Origin of the sequence: Streptomyces hyaluromycini (genome assembly GCF_002217755.1) — a bacterium.
Lineage (GTDB): Bacteria > Actinomycetota > Actinomycetes > Streptomycetales > Streptomycetaceae > Streptomyces > Streptomyces hyaluromycini.
This window is the reverse complement of record NZ_BCFL01000016.1, coordinates 458,821-478,273: the sequence shown is the minus strand read 5'-3', so window position 1 is coordinate 478,273 and position 19,453 is coordinate 458,821. Positions and strand designations below refer to the sequence as shown.

The 19,453-nt window shown below is 70.1% G+C and carries 17 protein-coding genes; 9 read left to right on the top strand and 8 right to left on the bottom strand.

Annotated features, from left to right (window positions below):
• Nucleotides 1-18 precede the first annotated feature (18 nt).
• Complete coding sequence (locus SSP29_RS02165) at nt 19-1,008, bottom strand: ArsR/SmtB family transcription factor (RefSeq protein WP_089098723.1); 990 nt, start codon at nt 1,006-1,008, stop codon at nt 19-21.
• Nucleotides 1,009-1,093: 85 nt separating this feature from the next.
• On the opposite strand from SSP29_RS02165, the gene SSP29_RS02160 reads away from it, so the two are divergent.
• The 4 genes from SSP29_RS02160 (at nt 1,094) to icmA (ending at nt 5,179) form a co-directional block, all read left to right on the top strand.
• The gene (locus SSP29_RS02160) at nt 1,094-2,308 is read left to right on the top strand and encodes an MFS transporter (protein ID WP_089098722.1); all 1,215 of its coding nucleotides are present in this window, start codon (nt 1,094-1,096) and stop codon (nt 2,306-2,308) included.
• A 158-nt stretch (nt 2,309-2,466) separates the two neighbouring features.
• Entirely contained in the window at nt 2,467-2,976 is a 510-nt protein-coding gene (locus SSP29_RS02155; protein WP_089098721.1) for a MarR family winged helix-turn-helix transcriptional regulator, read from the top strand.
• Between the two features lie 66 nt (nt 2,977-3,042).
• A complete protein-coding gene (locus SSP29_RS02150) occupies nt 3,043-3,387 on the top strand; it encodes a DUF3817 domain-containing protein (protein ID WP_089098720.1) in 345 nt (114 codons plus the stop codon).
• 91 nt (nt 3,388-3,478) lie between these two features.
• Nucleotides 3,479-5,179 (top strand): coenzyme B12-dependent isobutyryl-CoA mutase large subunit, encoded by a 1,701-nt coding sequence (gene icmA / locus SSP29_RS02145; protein WP_089098719.1) that lies wholly within the window; start codon nt 3,479-3,481, stop codon nt 5,177-5,179.
• 279 nt (nt 5,180-5,458) lie between these two features.
• Here icmA and SSP29_RS02140 read toward each other — a convergent pair whose 3' ends face one another.
• Nucleotides 5,459-6,088, bottom strand: a complete 630-nt coding sequence (locus SSP29_RS02140; protein ID WP_089098718.1) for a TetR/AcrR family transcriptional regulator — start codon at nt 6,086-6,088, stop codon at nt 5,459-5,461.
• A 253-nt stretch (nt 6,089-6,341) separates the two neighbouring features.
• On the opposite strand from SSP29_RS02140, the gene SSP29_RS02135 reads away from it, so the two are divergent.
• From SSP29_RS02135 to SSP29_RS54840, 4 genes are all read left to right on the top strand, one after another.
• Nucleotides 6,342-7,313, top strand: a complete 972-nt coding sequence (locus tag SSP29_RS02135; RefSeq protein WP_089098717.1) for a tetratricopeptide repeat protein — start codon at nt 6,342-6,344, stop codon at nt 7,311-7,313.
• Nucleotides 7,314-7,958: 645 nt separating this feature from the next.
• Nucleotides 7,959-8,606 carry a DUF6230 family protein gene (locus SSP29_RS02125; protein WP_089098716.1) on the top strand — a complete coding sequence of 216 codons (648 nt, stop codon included), beginning with the start codon at nt 7,959-7,961 and terminating at the stop codon, nt 8,604-8,606.
• A 141-nt stretch (nt 8,607-8,747) separates the two neighbouring features.
• Nucleotides 8,748-9,302, top strand: coding sequence for a DUF6114 domain-containing protein (locus tag SSP29_RS02120; RefSeq protein WP_089098715.1), 555 nt, complete (start codon nt 8,748-8,750; stop codon nt 9,300-9,302).
• The gene (locus tag SSP29_RS54840) at nt 9,292-10,689 is read left to right on the top strand and encodes a hypothetical protein (protein ID WP_174855913.1); all 1,398 of its coding nucleotides are present in this window, start codon (nt 9,292-9,294) and stop codon (nt 10,687-10,689) included. The genes SSP29_RS02120 and SSP29_RS54840 overlap by 11 nt, the downstream gene beginning before the upstream one ends.
• 106 nt (nt 10,690-10,795) lie before the next feature.
• Here the strand turns inward: SSP29_RS54840 and pyk are convergent, their stop codons facing one another.
• The 3 genes from pyk to pta all read right to left on the bottom strand — a co-directional run bounded on the left by pyk (nt 10,796) and on the right by pta (nt 15,646).
• On the bottom strand, nt 10,796-12,226 hold the full coding sequence (gene pyk / locus SSP29_RS02110; RefSeq protein ID WP_089098714.1) for a pyruvate kinase: 1,431 nt from the start codon (nt 12,224-12,226) through the stop codon (nt 10,796-10,798).
• Nucleotides 12,227-12,299: 73 nt separating this feature from the next.
• Nucleotides 12,300-13,535 carry an acetate kinase gene (locus SSP29_RS02105; RefSeq protein WP_089098713.1) on the bottom strand — a complete coding sequence of 412 codons (1,236 nt, stop codon included), beginning with the start codon at nt 13,533-13,535 and terminating at the stop codon, nt 12,300-12,302.
• Nucleotides 13,532-15,646, bottom strand: a complete 2,115-nt coding sequence (pta, locus tag SSP29_RS02100) for a phosphate acetyltransferase (RefSeq protein ID WP_089098712.1) — start codon at nt 15,644-15,646, stop codon at nt 13,532-13,534. The genes SSP29_RS02105 and pta overlap by 4 nt, the downstream gene beginning before the upstream one ends.
• Before the next feature lie 201 nt (nt 15,647-15,847).
• Here pta and SSP29_RS02095 point away from each other — a divergent pair, with 201 nt between their 5' ends.
• Nucleotides 15,848-16,873 (top strand): ATP-dependent 6-phosphofructokinase, encoded by a 1,026-nt coding sequence (locus SSP29_RS02095; protein WP_089098711.1) that lies wholly within the window; start codon nt 15,848-15,850, stop codon nt 16,871-16,873.
• Nucleotides 16,874-16,937: 64 nt separating this feature from the next.
• On the opposite strand, the gene SSP29_RS02090 is transcribed toward SSP29_RS02095, so the two are convergent.
• The 3 genes from SSP29_RS02090 to SSP29_RS02080 all read right to left on the bottom strand — a co-directional run bounded on the left by SSP29_RS02090 (nt 16,938) and on the right by SSP29_RS02080 (nt 19,448).
• Complete coding sequence (locus SSP29_RS02090) at nt 16,938-17,678, bottom strand: helix-turn-helix domain-containing protein (protein WP_089098710.1); 741 nt, start codon at nt 17,676-17,678, stop codon at nt 16,938-16,940.
• A gap of 70 nt (nt 17,679-17,748) precedes the next feature.
• The gene (locus tag SSP29_RS02085) at nt 17,749-18,579 is read right to left on the bottom strand and encodes a carbohydrate ABC transporter permease (protein WP_089098709.1); all 831 of its coding nucleotides are present in this window, start codon (nt 18,577-18,579) and stop codon (nt 17,749-17,751) included.
• 8 nt (nt 18,580-18,587) lie between these two features.
• Nucleotides 18,588-19,448, bottom strand: a complete 861-nt coding sequence (locus tag SSP29_RS02080; RefSeq protein ID WP_089098708.1) for a carbohydrate ABC transporter permease — start codon at nt 19,446-19,448, stop codon at nt 18,588-18,590.
• Nucleotides 19,449-19,453 lie beyond the last annotated feature (5 nt).

Below are 19,453 nucleotides of genomic sequence, written 5' to 3'. Positions count from 1 at the left end.
GCCTCATCGTGGCACGGGTCAGCCGCGCGGCGGCCCCGAAGCCAGCGTGATGCCCAGCGGGGTCCGCTCGTACAGCACCTGGTGGCCGTAGCGGTGGCGGGTGAGCAGCCCCGCGTCGCGCAGGACCGCAAGGTGCGCGGAGACCGAGGAGGGAGCGAGGCGCAGCCGGTGGGCGAGGGCGGTGGTGGTGGCCGGTTCGGTCAGCGCGGCCAGGACGGCGGCGCGGCCCCGGCCCAGCAGCCGTACCAGGGCGTCGGGGGTGGTGTCGGCCGGGTCGGTCCACAGGCCGCCGATGCCCCGGGCCGGGTAGACCAGCGTGGGCCTGGCCGGCGGGTCGAAGGTGCTGATGACGTCCGGCCAGGTGAACACGCTCGGCATCAGCACCAGGCCCTGCCCGCCGAGCCGCCGCTCGTACGCTCCGGGCGACTGAACGGTCAGCGTCCCGGACCGCCAGCCGCAGCGGCGGTGGATCTCCGGCAGCAGCCCGCCCAGGCCGACCTCCGCGAGCCGCCGGGAGTGGAAGGCGATGTCCGCCTCCAGCAGGGCGCGCAGCCTGGGCCAGTCCGGGGCCACCAGGACCCGCCAGGCCGCCTCCAGCGCATCCGTGAGCTCCCGGATCATGCGCGGCGGATCGGCCAGCCAGGCCCGGGCCGTCGGCGAGTCCGACGCGCCCGGCGTGTCCGCGAGCGACCGTGCGGTGTCCGCCCGGGCCGTCGCCGGGTCCACCGCCCGCAGGGCCGCCAGCTCCTCCTCGACGGAGGCCGCCGGGCCGGTCGGCGGCGGCAGCAGCCAGTCGGGGGAGTGACCGCCCCGGGGCATCAGCAGCCACAGCGGGGTCAGGTCGAGACCGGCCGCCACCGCCCTGATCCGCCGCAGCCAGGGCGCGTGATAGCCGTGCCGGTCCGGCCGCCGCAGCGTGCGCACCGCCTCCTGCGTCTCCCACAGCGGTGACACGGCGAACCGGCACCGGAGGAAGTCGTCCTCGTCGAAGTGGAGGTGGGAGGGCATGGCGGGGTCCCGGGCGGAGGAGCGGAAGATTCGGCTGGTGCCGAAACTCTAAGCGGGCGGCCGTGACGCGGGCACGCTGCCCTCCATGTCCGCGCCTGCCCTGGAGCGACCCGCCGGCTACGGCCGGGTCCTCGCCGTACCCGAGTTCCGTGCCGTCTTCGCCGCCCATGTGCTGTCCATGCTCGGCGTGATCGTCAGCGAGATCGCGCTCTCCGTGCTGGTGTACGACCTCACGGGATCGCCGCTGCTCAGCGCCCTGACCTTCGCGCTGGGCTTTCTGCCCTACCTGGTCGGCGGCACGCTGCTGGCCCCGGTGGCCGACCGGTTCCCGGCCCGCCGGGTGCTGGTGGTGTGCGACCTGGTGTGCGCGGGGTGCGTCGCCGTGATGGCGGTCCCGGGAACCGGCATCGGGGTGCTGCTCGGGCTGCGCTGCGCGCTCGCCGTCGTCTCGCCGGTGTTCGCCGGCACCCGGATGGCGACCCTCTCCGACGTCCTCGGCGGCGGCGAGCTGTTCGTGCTCGGCCGCTCCCTGCTGCGGATCGTCGCGCAGAGCGCGCTGCTGGCCGGTTACGGCCTCGGCGGGCTGCTCCTCACCGTCCTCGCCCCGCGGCACGCCCTGCTGATCACCGTCGGCACCTTCCTCGCCTCGGCCGCGCTGCTGCGCCTCGGCACCCGGCACCGCCCCGCCCGCGTCCGGGCCGCGGAGCGCGGCGGGGACGCTGCGGGCACCCGGCGGCTGCTCGCCGACCGCCGCGTCCGCCGCCTGCTCCTCCTCTTCTGGATCCCGGCGATGTTCGCCGTCGTCCCCGAGGCGCTCGCCGCCCCCTACGCCGACATGCTCGGCACCGGATCCCCGGGGCTCGGCCTGCTGATGTGCGCGCTGCCGGTCGGCACGATCGCCGGGGAGCTGTACGCCGGCGCCCGGCTCGGCCCGGCCGCCCGGGAGCGGATCGCCCTCCCGCTGGTCTGCCTCACCCTGCTGCCGTACCTGGGCTACGCCCTGCACCCGTCCCTCGCGCTCTCGCTGCTGCTCCTGGTGGCGGCGGGGGCGGGGTCGGCGTACGCGCTGGGCCTGGACCAGTGGTTCGTGCGGGCGGTGCCCGAGGAGCTGCGCGGCCGGGCCATGACCGTGCTCAGCGCCGGGCTGATGACCGTCCAGGGCGTCGGCATGACGCTGGCGGGGGTGGCCGCGGAGGCGGTGGGGGTACGGGCCGCGGTGGCGGGGGCCGGGGCGGTGGGGGCGGTGTGCTGCTGCGGGCTCGCGGCGGCGACCCGGCGGACACCGCGGCGGCTGCCGTAGCGACTGTCGTAGCGACTGCCCTGGCGGGCGTGCCCTCGGTTCCGCAACGGCTGCCCCGGCAGGCGTGCCGGCTGACGTGCCGTCGGTGCCCGTTGCAAAGGTGACCGAAAGCCGAGACACGGCTGACCGCTATATGACCGGCCGGTAGGGTCGGTGACGTGCCCAAGCCTCTCAGTCTTCCCTTCGACCCCATCGCCCGAGCCGACGACCTCTGGAAGCAGCGCTGGGGAAGCGTCCCGTCGATGGCCGCGATCACGTCGATCATGCGGGCCCAGCAGATCCTGCTGGCCGAGGTGGACGCGGTGGTCAAGCCGTACGGGCTGACGTTCGCGCGCTACGAGGCGCTGGTGCTGCTCACCTTCTCCAAGGCCGGCGAGCTGCCGATGTCGAAGATCGGCGAGCGGCTGATGGTGCACCCGACCTCGGTGACGAACACCGTCGACCGGCTGGTGAAGTCCGGTCTGGTCGACAAGCGGCCCAACCCCAACGACGGGCGCGGCACGCTCGCCACGATCACCGAGAAGGGCCGCGAGGTCGTCGAGGCGGCCACCCGGGACCTGATGGAGATGGACTTCGGGCTCGGGGTGTACGACGCCGAGGAGTGCGGGGAGATCTTCGCGATGCTGCGGCCGCTGCGGGTCGCCGCGAACGACTTCGACGAGGACTGAACCCGCCCTCCGCGCAGGAGTGACCCGGGACAAGATCTCCCGGAACGGGTGGTTACGCTCGTCCCCATGAAAAAGAGCGTGCTGACCCGCTACCGCGTCCTGGCCTACGTCACCGGTGTGCTGCTGGTGCTGCTGTGCCTGAGCATGATCGCCAAGTACGGGCTGGACATCGACGGTGCGGCCGACGTCACGCGCGTCGTCGCCATCGCGCACGGCTGGCTCTACGTCGTCTACCTGGTCTTCGCCTTCGACCTGGGCTCCAAGGCGAAGTGGCCGGTCGGCAAGCAGCTGTGGGTGCTGCTGGCGGGCACGATCCCGACCGCCGCCTTCTTCGTGGAGCGCAAGGTCACCCGTGAGCTGGACGCCAAGGTCACCGACGGTTCTCCGGTGGCCGCGAAGGTCCAGGCCTAGGCCGTAGACCCCCGGGTCGTACCGCCGTACGGACACCCGTGCGGCGGTTCTCCATCGACATTTACTTGGACGTCCTAGTAAATTCGAGGGTATGGACGCTGACGCCATCGAGGAGGGCCGCCGACGCTGGCAGGCCCGTTACGACGCGGCCCGCAAGCGGGACGCGGACTTCACCACGCTCTCCGGGGACCCCGTGGAGCCGGTGTACGGGCCCCGACCAGGGGACACATACGAGGGATTCGAGCGGATCGGCTGGCCGGGGGAGTACCCCTTCACCCGCGGGCTGTATCCGACCGGCTACCGCGGGCGGACCTGGACCATCCGCCAGTTCGCCGGGTTCGGCAACGCCGAGCAGACCAACGAGCGCTACAAGATGATCCTCGCCAACGGCGGCGGCGGTCTCTCCGTGGCCTTCGACATGCCGACCCTCATGGGACGGGACTCGGACGACGCGCGGTCGCTGGGCGAGGTCGGGCACTGCGGGGTCGCCATCGACTCCGCCGCCGACATGGAGGTCCTGTTCAAGGACATCCCGCTGGGCGACGTCACGACGTCCATGACGATCAGCGGGCCCGCCGTGCCCGTCTTCTGCATGTACCTCGTCGCCGCCGAACGGCAGGGCGTCGACCCGTCGGTCCTCAACGGCACGCTCCAGACCGACATCTTCAAGGAGTACATCGCCCAGAAGGAGTGGCTGTTCCAGCCCGAACCCCATCTGCGGCTGATCGGCGACCTGATGGAGTACTGCGCGGCCGGCATCCCCGCGTACAAGCCGCTGTCCGTGTCCGGCTACCACATCCGCGAGGCGGGTGCGACGGCCGCGCAGGAGCTGGCCTACACGCTCGCGGACGGCTTCGGGTACGTGGAGCTGGGGCTGAGCCGAGGGCTCGACGTGGACGTGTTCGCGCCCGGTCTCTCGTTCTTCTTCGACGCGCACGTCGACTTCTTCGAGGAGATCGCCAAGTTCCGCGCCGCGCGCCGGATCTGGGCGCGGTGGATGCGGGACGTGTACGGGTCCCGGTCGGACAAGTCGCAGTGGCTGCGCTTCCACACGCAGACAGCCGGTGTCTCGCTGACCGCGCAGCAGCCGTACAACAACGTGGTGCGGACGGCCGTGGAGGCGCTGGCGGCCGTGCTCGGCGGCACCAACTCGCTGCACACCAACGCCCTCGACGAGACCCTCGCCCTGCCGAGCGAGCAGGCCGCAGAGATCGCGCTGCGCACCCAGCAGGTGCTCATGGAGGAGACCGGGGTCGCCAACGTGGCGGACCCGCTGGGCGGTTCCTGGTACGTCGAGCAGCTCACCGACCGGATCGAGGCCGACGCCGAGAAGATCTTCGACCAGATCAAGGAGCGGGGGCTGCGGGCCCGTCCGGACGGCCGGCACCCGATCGGGCCGGTCACGTCCGGGATCCTGCGGGGCATCGAGGACGGCTGGTTCACCGGCGAGATCGCCGAGTCGGCCTTCCAGTACCAGCGGTCGCTGGAGAAGGGCGACAAGCGGGTCGTCGGCGTCAACGTGCACACCGGGTCGGTCACCGGGGACCTGGAGATCCTGCGGGTCTCGCACGAGGTCGAGCGGGAGCAGGTACGGGTGCTGGGCGCACGGCGGGCGGCGCGGGACGAGGGCGCGGTGCGTGCCGCCCTGGACGCGATGCTGGGCGCTGCCCGGTCCGGCGCCAACATGATCGAGCCCATGCTCGACGCCGTGCGCGCTGAGGCGACCCTCGGTGAGATCTGCGGGGTGCTGCGGGACGAGTGGGGGGTGTACACGGAGCCGGCGGGGTTCTAGGGCCTGTCTGACAATTCCCGTCTGCCTCGCGACGCCATGCACGCACTCTCGCCGCACCGGGCGCAGACCCAGGTACGGTCCAGTACGAGGGCCTACGCCCGGCACGCCGAGAGCACGCACCTGACGCCGCGAGGCCGCCCTCCGGGCGACGACGGGAATTGTCAGACAGGCCCTAGCCGCGTACCAGGGGGCTCCGCCCCCTGGACCCCCGGGACCTGTACCCACCCACCACCAGACTCGGTCGGCCGGGAAGTGGGCACCTTGGCCGGCTCGGCGTGGCTAGGGCGTCTCGGGCGACTGGGAGGCGAGGCCCAGCAGCAGGACCCGGGTGAAGTCGCGTACCCACGCCTCGTCCGCCGGCTTGCCGCTCATCAGGGTGCGGTGGACCACCGCACCCGCCACCATGTCGAAGATCAGGTCCACTGTGCGGGCGGCCTCCTCCGGGTCCGGCTCGGAGGGGAGTTCGCCCCGGCACTGCGCCCGGGCCCGGCCCTCCAGGACCAGCCGCTTCTGGCGGTCCACGATGGAGGCGCGGATACGTTCCCGCAGCGCGTCGTCGCGGGTCGACTCGGCGACCGCCGCCATCAGGCCGCTGCGGGCCTCCGGGCGGTCCAGGATCGCCGCGAACTGCAGCACCACGCCCTCGATGTCGTTCGCCAGGCTGCCGCGGTCGGGGAGTTCGAGTTCGTCGAACAGTTCCGCCACCGCGTCGACGACGAGCTCGTTCTTGCCCGCCCAGCGACGGTAGAGGGTCGTTTTTGCAACCCCGGCCCGCGTGGCCACGTCTCCCAGGGTGAGCTTGGACCAGCCCAGTTCGACCAGCGCCTGCCGCGTCGCCTCCAGGATCGCCGCGTCCGCGGCGGCGCTGCGCGGGCGGCCGGTACGGCCTGCGGGGGTACGGCTCTGCATCCCATGACCATAACCGGCGGTTCATGTGATGCCGTGAGGGAGATCACCGGAATGTGGTGTCGCGCGGACCTCCGATGGCATTACGCTACGAGTCGTAGCGAAAGCTCGTGGGTGACCGCACGGGCGACGACCACGGCGTGGGGTGGGGACCCGGCGCCCGATGAAGAGCTTGAGACAGGGAACGGCCGGGGGTCCGGGGGGTTGTCCCCGGGCTGTGGGGCACACACGCGCGGGAACGGGGGAGGATAGACGCATGCAGCCACGGAACATGTCCATGAGCGGCGTCGTCGACCTCGCCGCGGTCAAGGCGGCCCAGGAGGCCAAGACCAAGGCCGAGCAGGCGCGCGCCGAAACGGCCCGGCACGGTGGGGCCGGTGCCGTCTCCCCGGCCGATCTGGTCATCGACGTCGACGAAGCCGGCTTCGAGCGCGATGTCCTTCAGCGGTCCGCCGAAGTCCCTGTCGTCATCGACTTCTGGGCCGAGTGGTGTCAGCCCTGCAAGCAGCTGAGCCCGGTCCTGGAGCGCCTCGCCGTCGAGTACAGCGGCCGCTTCCTGCTGGCGAAGATCGATGTCGACGCCAACCAGATGCTGATGCAGCAGTTCGGGGTCCAGGGGATCCCGGCGGTGTTCGCCGTCGTCGCCGGGCAGGCACTGCCGCTCTTCCAGGGCGCGGCCCCCGAGCAGCAGATCCGCGAGACGCTGGACCAGCTGGTGCAGGTCGCCGAGCAGCGGTTCGGCCTGACCGGGCTCGTCGTCGATCCCGACGCGGAGCCGGGCGCCCAGCCGGAGCCCGCGGTGCCGGCGGGTCCGTACGACGCGCTCCTCGAAGCCGCCGTCCAGGCGCTGGACGCGGGTGACTTCGGCGGTGCGGTCCAGGCGTACAAGAACGTGCTGGGCGACGACCCGGGCAACAGCGAGGCCAAGCTGGGCCTCGCGCAGGCCGAGTTGCTCCAGCGGGTGCAGGGGATGGACCCGCAGGCGGTGCGCAGGGACGCGGCCGAGAAGCCGGCCGACGCCGAGGCGCAGATCGCCGCCGCCGACCTGGATCTGGTGGGCGGGCATGTCGAGGACGCCTTCGGGCGGCTGATCGAGACCGTGCAGCGGACGGCCGGGGACGACCGGGATGCCGTACGGCGGCGGCTTCTTGAGCTCTTCGAGGTCGTGGGCATCGACGACCCCCGGGTCGTGGGGGCGCGCCGGGCGCTGGCGCGGGCGCTGTTCTGAATCACGGTCTGAACACGGTTCTGACCAGTCGCTAAACGTCACGTCCTGTGATGCCCGAGTGAAAGATTTGCCGACGCGGGGCCACAGCGGCCGCTCTTTACCAAATCTTGGTAATCGCGGCCGCTGTTACTCGGAGTAAATCAGGGCTGTTGATGTGTCTGGTTCTGTCCAGCCGTCAACCGTTTTGCTCCACCCTTGGATGCCACCCAGAGTTGCTCTCCGAGACCGCTGGGTCCTCCTTCGGTTATCCGCCCGTTACTACCCAGTAACGAAGCCCCTTGTGCGGGCGGCGAGAATGCACCACGATCGGCGACGCTCGGTCCATTCCCGTACCCCGACAGCCGGTCGGGCCGCGGGTTCATGTGGGTCCCCACCGAGCAGAGTCGGCGGCAGTGACGCCGGCTCTTGGGCAGGGGGGTCTTCGCTCTGCGGCGAAGCCTGTCCAGCAAGGTTGTGCGTGATGCGTGTCAGGCGCGACCAGTGGTTGTCGCTCGGGGGTGATCGCCGGTGATCGAGGTGCGTTTCGTGCCTCCGAGTGCGGGCGCTCCCCTTCCGAGGACGTAGCACTTCTCCCATCCCTGCCCGGCCGAGCCGCCGTTGGGGGCGATACCGGGCCAGGAGATGTACGTCCGAGAAGGAGGAAATATGGAGTCCCAGGTGCGTGGCGGGACCAGATGGAAGCGGTTCGCTGTGGTCATGGTGCCCAGCGTGGCCGCCACGGCGTGTATAGGTGTCGCCCTCGCGCAGGGCGCTCTCGCCGCGTCGTTCAGTGTGTCGGGCCAGCAGTTCAAGGTCTCGGCCGACTCGCTGGAAGGTGACGGCTTCGTTCAGTACGGTGCGGTGGACTCGGGCTACACCCTCGCGGGCAAGAGCACGATCCACCCGGTGGCGGTCTCGGCGTTCAACAGCGCGGAGATCACCAACCTGTGCCAGTCCGTGGTCACCCCGAACGTCCCGATCTTCGGCAACGTCAGCCTGATCCTGCACGCGGGCACCGACGCGAAGAAGCCGGTCGAGGCGACCAAGCTGTACATCGACCTCGACGACCTCACCGCCGACGCGACGTTCACCAACATCAACATCGGTGTCGCCGCCAAGGACTCGACCAAGGGTCCGGGCGTCAAGTCGAGCGAGGTCAGCAACCAGCAGACGAACCCGTACGGGTTCGCGCAGGAGGCGGACCACGCCTCGCTGTCCGGCGTGAAGCAGACGGCGTGGGCCACCACCGCCGGAACCTTCAAGCTCAGCGGTCTGCACATGTCGATCTCGACGTCGGGAGCGGAGTGCTACTAAGCACTCTGTGACGGGCGGGGGAGCCGACGGCACCCCCGCCCTCCACCTTCTCCCCACAGTCTTCACGCGCGGTACAAGGAACCACCACCGCACCACACAACATCACCACCACAGCAACGCCGCACCAGGGAGCTGTTTTCCATGAGCGCCGAGACTCCTGCCGCACCCGGCCAGTTCACCCGCCGGAGGCTGCAGTTCCGCTCCTGGCGGGGCACACGGCCGTTCTGGGCCGGTCTGTACATCCTGCTCGCCGGTTTCCCGATCATGTACTTCCCGTACGCGCATCTCCAGATCGGCAACCTCACGGTGGCGATGGCGACCACCGCGGGTGCCGGATCCCTGATCATCGGCGTGCTGCTCGTCGTCCTGGGCATCAGCCTCTGGTACCAGAAGCACATCCGCACGTTCGCGGGAATCGCCGCGATCCTGCTGGCGCTGGTGTCCCTCCCCGTGTCCAACTTCGGTGGCTTCGTCATGGGCTTCCTGCTCGCCCTCGTCGGCGGTGCGATGGCCGTGGCCTGGTCCCCGGGCGCGCCCCCGAAGCCGCAGCCGGAGGGCGAGATCCCGCCGGCCAGGGACGACGCTCCGGAGGAGGCCGCCTACTTCACGGGTGCTGCGGACGGCGTGGACGAGTCGAACGACCTGTCAGGAACGAGCCCGGTGAACGGGGCGAACGGGAGGCACAGTGCCGGCTGACGAGGTGACCCACGGGACTGATGTGGACGAGTCCCGTGTGAGAACCGGGCCGCGCCATGCGGCACCCAAGAAGCCGCTGTTCACCAGGTTCCACATGCCGGCGGGCAAGGCGATAGCCTCCGTGGCGATGCCGACGGCCGTGCTCATGGGCTTCGGGTTCACGTCGACGCTCGCGATCGCCGACACCAACAGCACGTCGTCGGCGTCGTCGAAGAGCCTCGCCGAGGACTACAAGGACTGCGTCGCGGCCCTGGACTCGGCCTCGCCCTCCGCCTCGGCGAGCGCGAGCGACGGTGCCACGGACTCGGCCACGCCGTCCGCCACGGCCTCGTCCGACTCGCAGGACGCGACGTCGTCCGGCAAGTCCTCCTCGTCGGATTCAGGTTCCGGCGATGCGGCCACGCCGACGCCGTCCGCCTCCAAGTCGTCCTCGTCCTCGGGCGATTCGGGTTCCTCGGACTCGTCGGGTTCCTCCGGTTCGTCGGACTCCGGCAGCACGGCCACCCCGTCGCCGTCCGCCTCCGAGAGCAGCAGCAGCGGTGGCGGCCTGCTGGACTCGATCGGGAACGCGATCGGCAGCATCCTCAGCGGCGGCAGCACGACGAGCTCGTCCTCGTCGGACTCCACCGCGAGCCCGTCGCCGTCGGCCTCCGCCTCGGCGGACTCGTCGTCGTCCTCGTCGTCCTCGTCCTCCTCGGACAAGTCGTCGAGCAGCGACAGCGGCAGCAGCGACTCCGGCTCGGCCTCGGACACCGTCTCCAAGACCGCCAAGACGGTCACGGACACCGTGAAGGACACCACCGACACGGCGACCAAGGCGGCGGACGCGGCCACCAAGGCGGCCGCGGACGCCACGTCCAGCGCCTCGCCGAGCGCCTCCGCCAGCTCCAGCGCGTCGGCCGCCAACTGCGACGCCGCCACCGACGACACGAGCGGTGTCGACAACAAGGTGCCGGTGGCGGACGACCCCTGGTACCTCAGCGCCAGCTCGCTGACGCTGAAGAGCGCCGACTACCAGGGCATCGTCGAGGTGAAGACGGCCAGCGGCGAGACGAAGAAGGTGCTGAAGTACGTCATCTCGGGCGGCACCGACATCGGTGACCTGCACCAGACGGTCAAGGACACGAACATCGGCAAGACCTACCACGTGCAGGCCGCGTCCGGTTCCACGTCCACGATCCGCAACGGCTCCACGACGATGTACACGGAGTCCATCTCCGGCAACCTCTTCGGCCTGATCCCGATCACGTTCGACGTGAACAACCCGCCGCCGCTGAACATCCCGCTGATCTACTTCACCAACGTCAAGGTCACCCAGGCCGCCCAGTTCGGCGGCACCTTGCACATCCCCGGGATGCACGTCTACACGACCGACGGAACCGGCTGACCGCCGCCACAGACCCGTCCGGGAGCCGCAAAGCGACTGTGCCCCGCCGAGTACCGACTCGGCGGGGCACAGTCGTGTCCTGCGTTCAAGACCCGCTACCGGTGCGTCACTTGCTGCCGGTGTCGCCGATGTGGTGGACGCGGAGCATGTTGGTGGTGCCGGAGACGCCGGGGGGCGAACCGGCCGTGATGATGACGGTGTCGCCCGGGTTGAAGCGGTTGATCTTGGCGATCTCCTGGTCGACCATGTCGACCATCTCGTCCGTGCTGTTCACGAACGGCACCACGTGCGACTCCACGCCCCAGCTGAGGGTGAGCTGGTTGCGGGTGTTCTCGTCGGTGGTGAAGGCGATGATCGGCTGCTGTGCGCGGTAGCGCGACAGCCGGCGGGCGGTGTCGCCGGACTGGGTGAAGGCCACCAGGCCGCGGCCGCCGAGGAAGTCGGCGATCTCGCATGCGGCACGGGCCACCGAACCGCCCTGGGTGCGCGGCTTCTTGCCCGGGACGAGCGGCTGCAGACCCTTGCTGAGCAGCTCCTGCTCGGCCGCCTTGACGATCTTCGACATCGTCTTCACGGTCTCCACCGGGTACGCGCCGACGGAGGACTCCGCCGAGAGCATCACCGCGTCCGCGCCGTCCAGGATCGCGTTGGCCACGTCGGAGGCCTCGGCGCGGGTCGGACGGGAGTTGGTGATCATCGACTCCATCATCTGGGTCGCCACGATCACCGGCTTGGCGTTGCGCCGGCACAGCTCGATCAGGCGCTTCTGCACCATGGGGACCCGCTCCAGCGGGTACTCGACGGCGAGGTCGCCACGCGCGACCATCACACCGTCGAACGCCATCACGACGTCCTCCATGTTCTCCACCGCCTGCGGCTTCTCCACCTTGGCGATGACGGGGACCCGGCGGCCCTCCTCGTCCATGATCCGGTGGACGTCGTTGACGTCCTTGGCGTCCCGGACGAAGGACAGCGCGACCAGGTCGCAGCCCATGCGCAGCGCGAACCGGAGGTCCTCGATGTCCTTGTCGCTCAGCGCGGGCACGTTGACGGCCGTGCCGGGCAGGTTGATGCCCTTGTGGTCGGAGACGACACCGCCCTCGATGACGATCGTCTTCACCCGAGCGCCCTCGACGTCCAGGACCTTCAGCTCGACGTTGCCGTCGTTGATGAGGATCTGGTCGCCGCGCGAGACGTCGCCCGGCAGGCCCTTGTAGGTCGTACCGCAGATGGTCTTGTCGCCCGGGACGTCCTCGGTCGTGATGACGAACTCGTCACCGCGCTCCAGCTCCACCGGTCCCTCGGCGAAGGTCTCCAGACGGATCTTCGGGCCCTGCAGGTCGGCGAGGACGCCGATGGCACGGCCGGTCTCCTTGGCGGCGGCCCGGACGCGGTCGTACCGCCCCTGGTGCTCGGCGTGCGAGCCGTGGCTGAAGTTGAAACGGGCCACGTTCATGCCGGCCTCGATCATGGCGACGAGCATCTCGTGGGTGTCGACCGCGGGGCCGAGAGTACAGACGATTTTCGAACGGCGCATGGGGCGATCCTATCGGTTTGTTTCGCTACGGAATATTCCGTCTGGTGGAAGATACAAATGGGCGCTAATGTGCTCAGCTGTTATTTCCGACCGGTGCCGATCCGGTGCCGACGAGCGCGTACGTCTGGGTCGCGATCTCCAGTTCCTCGTCCGTCGGCACCACCGCGACGGCGACGCGCGCACCGGCCGGCGATATCAGCCGCGGCTCGTCCCCTCGTACGGCGTTCAGCCCCGGGTCGACCGCGAGCCCCAGTCCCTCCAGGCCCGCCACGGCCGCCTCCCGCACCGGGGCCGCGTTCTCGCCGACGCCTGCGGTGAAGGCCACCGCGTCGACCCGGCCGAGGACGGCGCAGTACGCGCCGATGTACTTCTTCAGGCGGTGAATGTAGATGTCGAAGGCGAGCTCTGCCTCTTCGTCGCCCTCGTCGATCCGGCGCCTGATCTCCCGCATGTCGTTGTCACCGCACAGACCGAACAAACCACTCCTCTTGTTGAGAAGAGTGTCGATCTCATCCATGGACATTTCGCCAACCCGGGCCAAATGGAAAATGACGGCCGGGTCCAGATCACCGGAACGGGTGCCCATCACCAGCCCCTCCAAAGGCGTCAGGCCCATGGAGGTGTCCACGCACCGGCCGCCCTGGACGGCCGACGCCGACGCCCCGTTGCCGAGGTGCAGCACGATGACGTTCACCTCTTCCGGTGTCTTTCCCAGCAGCCTCGCGGTCGCCCGGGACACGTACGCGTGCGAGGTGCCGTGGAAGCCGTAGCGGCGGATCCGGTACCGGTCGGCGATCCTCGGGTCGATCGCGTAACGCGCCGCGGACTCCGGCATGGTCGTGTGGAACGCCGTGTCGAAGACGGCGACCTGCGGCAGGTCCGGGCGCAGCGCCTGCGCGGTGCGGATCCCGGTCAGGTTGGCCGGGTTGTGCAGCGGGGCGACCGGGATCAGCCGCTCGATCTCGGCGAGCACCGCGTCGTCGATCACCGTCGGCTCGGTGAAGAACATCCCGCCGTGCACCACCCGGTGCCCGATCGCGGCCAGCTCCGGCGAGTCCAGCCCGAGCCCGTCCCTCCCCAGCTCCTCCGCCACGGCCTTCAGCGCGGCGTCGTGGTCGGCGATCGGCCCGACGGCCTCGCGGGTGTCACCGCTGCCGAGGCAGGTGTGCTTCAGCCGTGAGGTCTGCTCGCCGATCCGCTCGACCAGCCCCACCGCCAGCCGGCTGCTGTCCCGCATGTCCAGCAGCTGGTACTTCACCGACGAGGAGCCGGAGTTGAGGACGAGGACACGGGTCGGACGGTGGCTCACTGGGCGGTTGCCTTCTCGCTCGGGGACGCGGCCGGGGACTCGGCCGGGTGCTGGGCCTGGATCGCCGTGATGGCGACGGTGTTGACGATGTCCTGGACGAGGGCGCCCCGGGACAGGTCGTTGACGGGCTTGCGCAGCCCCTGGAGCACCGGCCCGACCGCGATCGCGCCGGCCGACCGCTGCACGGCCTTGTAGGTGTTGTTGCCGGTGTTGAGGTCCGGGAAGATCAGCACGCTGGCCTGCCCGGCGACCTCGGAGCCCGGCAGCTTGGTGGCGGCCACGGACGGTTCCACCGCCGCGTCGTACTGGATCGGCCCCTCGATCTTCAGATCGGGCCGCCGGGAGCGCGCCAGCTCGGTCGCCTCCCGCACCTTGTCCACGTCCGCCCCCGAACCCGACGTACCCGTGGAGTACGACAGCATCGCGATCCGCGGCTCCACCCCGAACCGGGCGGCCGTACCCGCCGCCTGGACGGCGATGTCGGCGAGCTGCTCGGCGTTCGGGTCCGGGTTCACCGCGCAGTCGCCGTAGACCAGCACCTTGTCGGCGAGGCACATGAAGAAGACGGACGAGACGATCGACGACCCCGGCTTGGTCTTGATGATCTCGAAGGCCGGCCGGATCGTCGCCGCCGTCGAGTGCACGGACCCGGAGACCATGCCGTCCGCCAGGCCCTCCTGCACCATCAGGGTGCCGAAGTAGTTGACGTCGGCGACCACGTCGTACGCCAGCTCCACGGTCACGCCCTTGTGGGCGCGCAGCAGGGCGTACTGCTCGGCGAAGGCGTCGCGCAGTTCCGAGGTGGCCGGGTCGATCAGCTGGGCGTCGCCGAGGTCGATGCCGAGGTCGGCGGCCTTCTTGCGGATCTGGTCGACGGGCCCGAGCAGTGTTATGTCACATACCCCCCGGCGCAGCAGCACCTCCGCCGCATGCAGCACCCGGGCCTCGGTGCCCTCCGGCAGCACGACCCGGCGCTTGTCGGAACGCGCCTGCTCCAGGAGCTTGTGCTCGAACATCATCGGGGTGAGCCGGCCGGTGCTCGGCGCCGAGACCCGCTTGTTGAGGCCGGCGGTGTCGACGTACCGCTCGAACAGGCCGAGCGCGGTCTCCGCCTTGCGCGGGGTGGCCGCGTTCAGTTTGCCCTCCAGGGAGAACAGCTGGGCGGCGGTGGGGAAGCTGTTGCCGGGCACGGATATCACCGGGGTGCCGGGGGCGAGCCGGGCGGCGAGGGTGAGGATCTCGTCGGTGGGCCGCTCGTTCAGGGTGAGCAGCACGCCGGCTATCGGCGGGGTGCCGGCGCTGTGCGCGGCCAGCGAGCCGACGACCAGGTCGGCGCGGTCGCCGGGCGTCACCACCAGACAGCCCGGGGTCAGGGCGGGCAGGAAGTTCGGCAGCATCGCGCCGCCGAACACGAAGTCCAGGGTGTCCCGGGCCAGCCCCGAGTCGTCGCCCAGCAGCACCTTCGCACCGAGCGCGTGGGCGATCTGCGCGACCGTCGGAGCGGACAGCGCGGGCTCGTCCGGCAGCACGTACACCGGCACCGGCAGCCGCCCGTCGATCCGCTCGGCTATCGCGTCGCGGTCCTCGCGGGCGACCCGGTTGGCGATCATCGCCAGCACGTCACAGCCCAGACCGTCGTACGCCCGGAACGCGTTCCGGGTCTCCGCCAGCACCGACTCCGCGCTCTGGTCGCGGCCGCCGACCACCGGGATCACCGAGGCACCGAACTCGTTGGCGAGCCGGGCGTTGAGGGACAGCTCGTCCGGGAACTGGGTGTCGGCGAAGTCGGTGCCGAGCACGAGAACGACGTCGTAGTCGCGGGCGACCAGGTGGAAGCGGTCGACGAGGGTGGAGACCAGCTCGTCGGCGCCGCGCTCGGCCTGGAGGGCGGAGGCCTCGTGGTAGTCCATGCCGTAGACGGTCGCCGGGTCCTGGGAGAGGCGGTACCGGGCACGCAGCAGTTCGAACAGGCGGTCGGGACCGTCATGGACGAGAGGGCGGAAGACACCGACCCGGTCGACCTGCCGGGTCAGCAGCTCCATCATGCCCAGCTCGACGACCTGGCGGCCGTCGCCGCGGTCGATCCCGGTCACGTACACGCTGCGCGTCACGTGTGCACTCCGTCTCTGTATAGGTCTCTGCGTACAGGTCTCTGTATAGCCGCACAAAAATCGCCCACCGGGGTGAGCGGAACCCTCTTGACAATACCCCCGGCGCCGGATAAGGCGCCCGTCAGGACTTCACCCGCCCGCGCGGCATGAAACAATCGGATCGGCTCATCGGTAACGACAGCGAGCAGGAGACACACCACCATGCGCATCGGAGTTCTCACCGCAGGCGGCGACTGCCCCGGCCTGAACGCCGTCATCCGATCGGTGGTGCATCGGGCTGTCGCACAGTACGACGACGAGGTCATCGGTTTCGAGGACGGCTTCCGGGGTCTGCTCGAAGGCCACTACGTCCCCCTCGACCTGGACGCGGTCGGCGGCATCCTGGCCCGCGGTGGCACGATCCTGGGCTCGTCGCGACTGGAGCGGGACCGTCTGCGCGAGGCCTGTGAGCGGGCCACCGACATGGCGGAGGAGTTCGGCATCGACGTGCTGATCCCGATCGGCGGCGAGGGCACGCTGACCGCGGCCCGCATGCTGTCCGACGCCGGCCTGCCCGTCGTCGGCGTCCCGAAGACCATCGACAACGACATCTCGTCCACCGACCGCACCTTCGGTTTCGACACGGCGGTGGGCGTCGCCACGGAGGCGATGGACCGCCTGAAGACCACCGCCGAGTCCCACCAGCGGGTGATGGTCGTCGAGGTGATGGGCCGGCACGCCGGCTGGATCGCCCTGGAATCCGGGATGGCGGCCGGCGCCCACGGCATCTGCCTCCCCGAGCGGCCCTTCGACCCCGCCCACCTGGTCAAGATGGTCGAGGAGCGCTTCGCCCGCGGCAAGAAGTTCGCCGTGGTCTGCGTGGCGGAGGGCGCGCACCCCGCCGAGGGCACGATGGACTACGGCAAGGGCGAGATCGACCTGTACGGCCACGAGCGCTTCCAGGGCATCGGCACGGCCCTGGCGTACGAACTGGAGCGGCGGCTCGGCAAGGAGGCCAAGCCGGTCATCCTCGGGCACGTGCAGCGGGGCGGTACGCCGACGGCCTACGACCGCGTCCTCGCGACGCGGTTCGGGTGGCATGCGGTGGAGGCGGCGCACCGGGGCGACTTCGGGAAGATGACGGCGCTGCGGGGGACGGACATCCAGATGGTGCCGCTCGCGGAGGCGGTGACCGAGTTGAAGACGGTGCCGAAGGATCGTATGGACGAGGCGGAGTCGGTGTTTTAAGGGGCGGTTCGGTGGTGGGGAGCTGCGGGCCGGTGGGGGTTGAGCGCGCAGTTCCCCGCGCCCCTTACGGGGCGCTGTCCATCCGCTCCCAGAAAAGGGTGACGATCCCCGTCAGGAAGTCCTTTCCCCTGTCCTCGGCCGACTCGGCTGTCGGGATGTTGCCCCAGGCCAGGGTTGCCGTCATCTGGCCCTGGTAGCTCTCGTGCAGATCGCGCAGCGTGTCCTCGATCAGGTGCTTGTCCAGGGGGACGACCTTGCCCACCTGGCGGACGTAGGCCTGCCAGCGGGTGGTGACCGCGCCCCGCAGCAGCTCCGCCAGTCTTTCCTCCTTGCCGGTGACGGTGACGAAGTCCGGCAGGGACAGCCGGAGGGCCTCGGCCAGGGCGGCGGACTGCCGTTCCGTGCCCTGCCACTCCTCGTCCTCCTCCATCGCGAGGTACCCGAGAAGGTCGAGGCCGACCGCCAGCGCCACGTCCTCCGGAGCCAGCCCGCGCGCGATCCGGTGCTCGCGCAGAGTCCGCGGCCGGCCGATCAGTTCGCCCGGGGCGCACCACAACACGCCCGCCAGCGCGGTGAGTTCGGGACTGCTGGGGATCACCGCGCCGCGCTCCCAGGCGAGGACGAGATCGGGCGTGGCGTACGGCAGCCCGTACGAGGCCCGCAGATCGTGGGCCACGTGTTCGGGACCCATGCCGAGAGCGGCACGGAGTCTGCGGGCGACAGGGGCGTTGAAGGGGGGACCTGGCTGGTTCGGCAGAGCTGGGGGTCGGCGCACAGCCGACAAGGTAGGGGCGGTCAAGGACATTGACTACGGTCCGTTCGGCCAGGAACACGGATTGTACGAACGTACGGTTTCCCTTGTACGTGTGACCTGTTCATCCCTTGACGGCGCCGCCCAGCGCGAATCCGCCGCCCAGCCGCCGCGCGACCAGGACGTACAGCAGGATCACCGGCGTCGAGTAGATGACGGAGAAGGCGGCGAGCTGGCCGTACGCGACGGTGCCGCGGTTGCCGAAGAAGTCGTTGATGCTGACCGAGGCGGGCATCTGGTCCGGCGAGAGCAGCAGCATGAACGGGACGAAGAAGTTGCCCCACATCATCACGAAGGCGAAGACGGTGACGACGGCGAGACCGGGTCCCATGAGCGGAAGCACGATCCGCACCAGCGACTGGGCGGAGTTGGCGCCGTCCGTCCACGCGGCCTCCTCCAGCTCCTTCGGTACGCCGTCCATGAAGTTCTTCATCAGCCAGATGGCGAAGGGGAGTTGGGAGGCGGCGAAGAACAGGATCGTGCCCTGCATGGTGTCGATGAGGTTGATCCGCACGAACAGCGCGTACACGGGCACCATGATCGCGGTGATGGGCAGGCTCGTCGCGAAGAGGATGGAGAGCAGGAACGGCCGGTTGAGCCGGGAGCGGTAGCGGGAGAGCGGGTAGGCGGCGAGGGCGGCGCACCCGACGGTGAGAGCGGTGGCGCCCCCGCACAGGATCAGGCTGTTGAGCAGCGGCGTGTAGGTGATGTCGGGGGTGAGGACCGCGTCGAAGTTCCCGAAGGTGAAGCCGTCCGGGATCCGCACCCGGAGATCGGCGTGCGGGTCGACGGCGGAGAGCAGCACCCAGGCGAGCGGCAGCACGAAGGCGGCGGCCACGACGAGGAGCCCGAGGTCGGCGGCGAGGCGGCGCGAGCGGTGGCGATTGCGAGGCATCTTTCGGCTCACACCTCCGTGCGCAGCAGCCGCATGTAGACGACGGAGAAGAGCGAGCCGACGAGGAGCAGCAGAAGGGCGACGGCGGTGCCGTACCCGATCATGCTGTTCTGGAAGGCCTGTTCGTACATGAAGAGGGGCAGGGTCTGGCTCCTGTCCCCCGGGCCGCCCCTGGTCATCACCCAGATCAGCCCGAAGACGGAGAGCGTCTGGAGGGTGTTGAGCATCAGGTTCGTGCCGATGGACCGCCGGATCATCGGCAGCGTGATGTGCCACATCCGCCGCCAGCCGCCGGCGCCGTCGACCTCCGCCGACTCCTCGATCTCGTTCGGTATCTCGTCGAGGGCGGCGGAGTAGACGAGCATCGAGAAGGCGGTGCCCCGCCACACGTTGGCGAACGACACGGCCAGGATGGGGAGCGTGAACAGCCAGTTCTGGGACGGGAGATGCAGGAAGTCGAGGATGGCGTTGAGCGTCCCCTCCCGCCGGAAGAAGGCGTACAGCAGAAACCCGGCGACGACCTCCGGCAGCACCCACGCCGTGATGACGATCCCGCCGGTGAGCGTCCGTACCGGCTTCGACGCCCGCCGCATCAGCGCGGCGAGCGCCAGCCCCAGCGTGTTCTGCCCGACGAGCGCGGACAGCACGGTGAAGACGAGGGTCAGCCAGACGGCGTTCAGGAAGGCGTCGTCGTGGAACGCCGCACGGAAGTTGGCGAAACCGACGAAGGAGGAGTGCGCCTGGCCGGTGAGCTGGAGGTCGGTGAAGGCGATCCAGGCGCAGTAGACGATGGGCCCGCCGAGGAAGAGGAGGAGCAGGACCAGGGCGGGGGTGAGGGGGAGAGCGCGGAACAGTCGCCGGCCGATCACAGGGT

Excerpts from the sequence above, each read along its gene's own strand:
- SSP29_RS02160 (WP_089098722.1), top strand. The coding sequence starts at position 1,094 with ATGTCCGCGCCTGCCCTGGAGCGACCCGCCGGCTACGGCCGGGTCCTC.
- SSP29_RS02140 (WP_089098718.1), bottom strand. The coding sequence starts at position 6,088 with ATGCAGAGCCGTACCCCCGCAGGCCGTACCGGCCGCCCGCGCAGCGCC.
- SSP29_RS02085 (WP_089098709.1), bottom strand. The coding sequence starts at position 18,579 with ATGCCTCGCAATCGCCACCGCTCGCGCCGCCTCGCCGCCGACCTCGGG.
- SSP29_RS02120 (WP_089098715.1), top strand. The coding sequence starts at position 8,748 with ATGAGCGCCGAGACTCCTGCCGCACCCGGCCAGTTCACCCGCCGGAGG.
- icmA (WP_089098719.1), top strand. The coding sequence starts at position 3,479 with ATGGACGCTGACGCCATCGAGGAGGGCCGCCGACGCTGGCAGGCCCGT.
- SSP29_RS02095 (WP_089098711.1), top strand. The coding sequence starts at position 15,848 with ATGCGCATCGGAGTTCTCACCGCAGGCGGCGACTGCCCCGGCCTGAAC.
- SSP29_RS02090 (WP_089098710.1), bottom strand. The coding sequence starts at position 17,678 with ATGTCCTTGACCGCCCCTACCTTGTCGGCTGTGCGCCGACCCCCAGCT.
- SSP29_RS02165 (WP_089098723.1), bottom strand. The coding sequence starts at position 1,008 with ATGCCCTCCCACCTCCACTTCGACGAGGACGACTTCCTCCGGTGCCGG.
- SSP29_RS02150 (WP_089098720.1), top strand. The coding sequence starts at position 3,043 with ATGAAAAAGAGCGTGCTGACCCGCTACCGCGTCCTGGCCTACGTCACC.
- pyk (WP_089098714.1), bottom strand. The coding sequence starts at position 12,226 with ATGCGCCGTTCGAAAATCGTCTGTACTCTCGGCCCCGCGGTCGACACC.
- SSP29_RS02125 (WP_089098716.1), top strand. The coding sequence starts at position 7,959 with ATGGAGTCCCAGGTGCGTGGCGGGACCAGATGGAAGCGGTTCGCTGTG.
- SSP29_RS02135 (WP_089098717.1), top strand. The coding sequence starts at position 6,342 with ATGCAGCCACGGAACATGTCCATGAGCGGCGTCGTCGACCTCGCCGCG.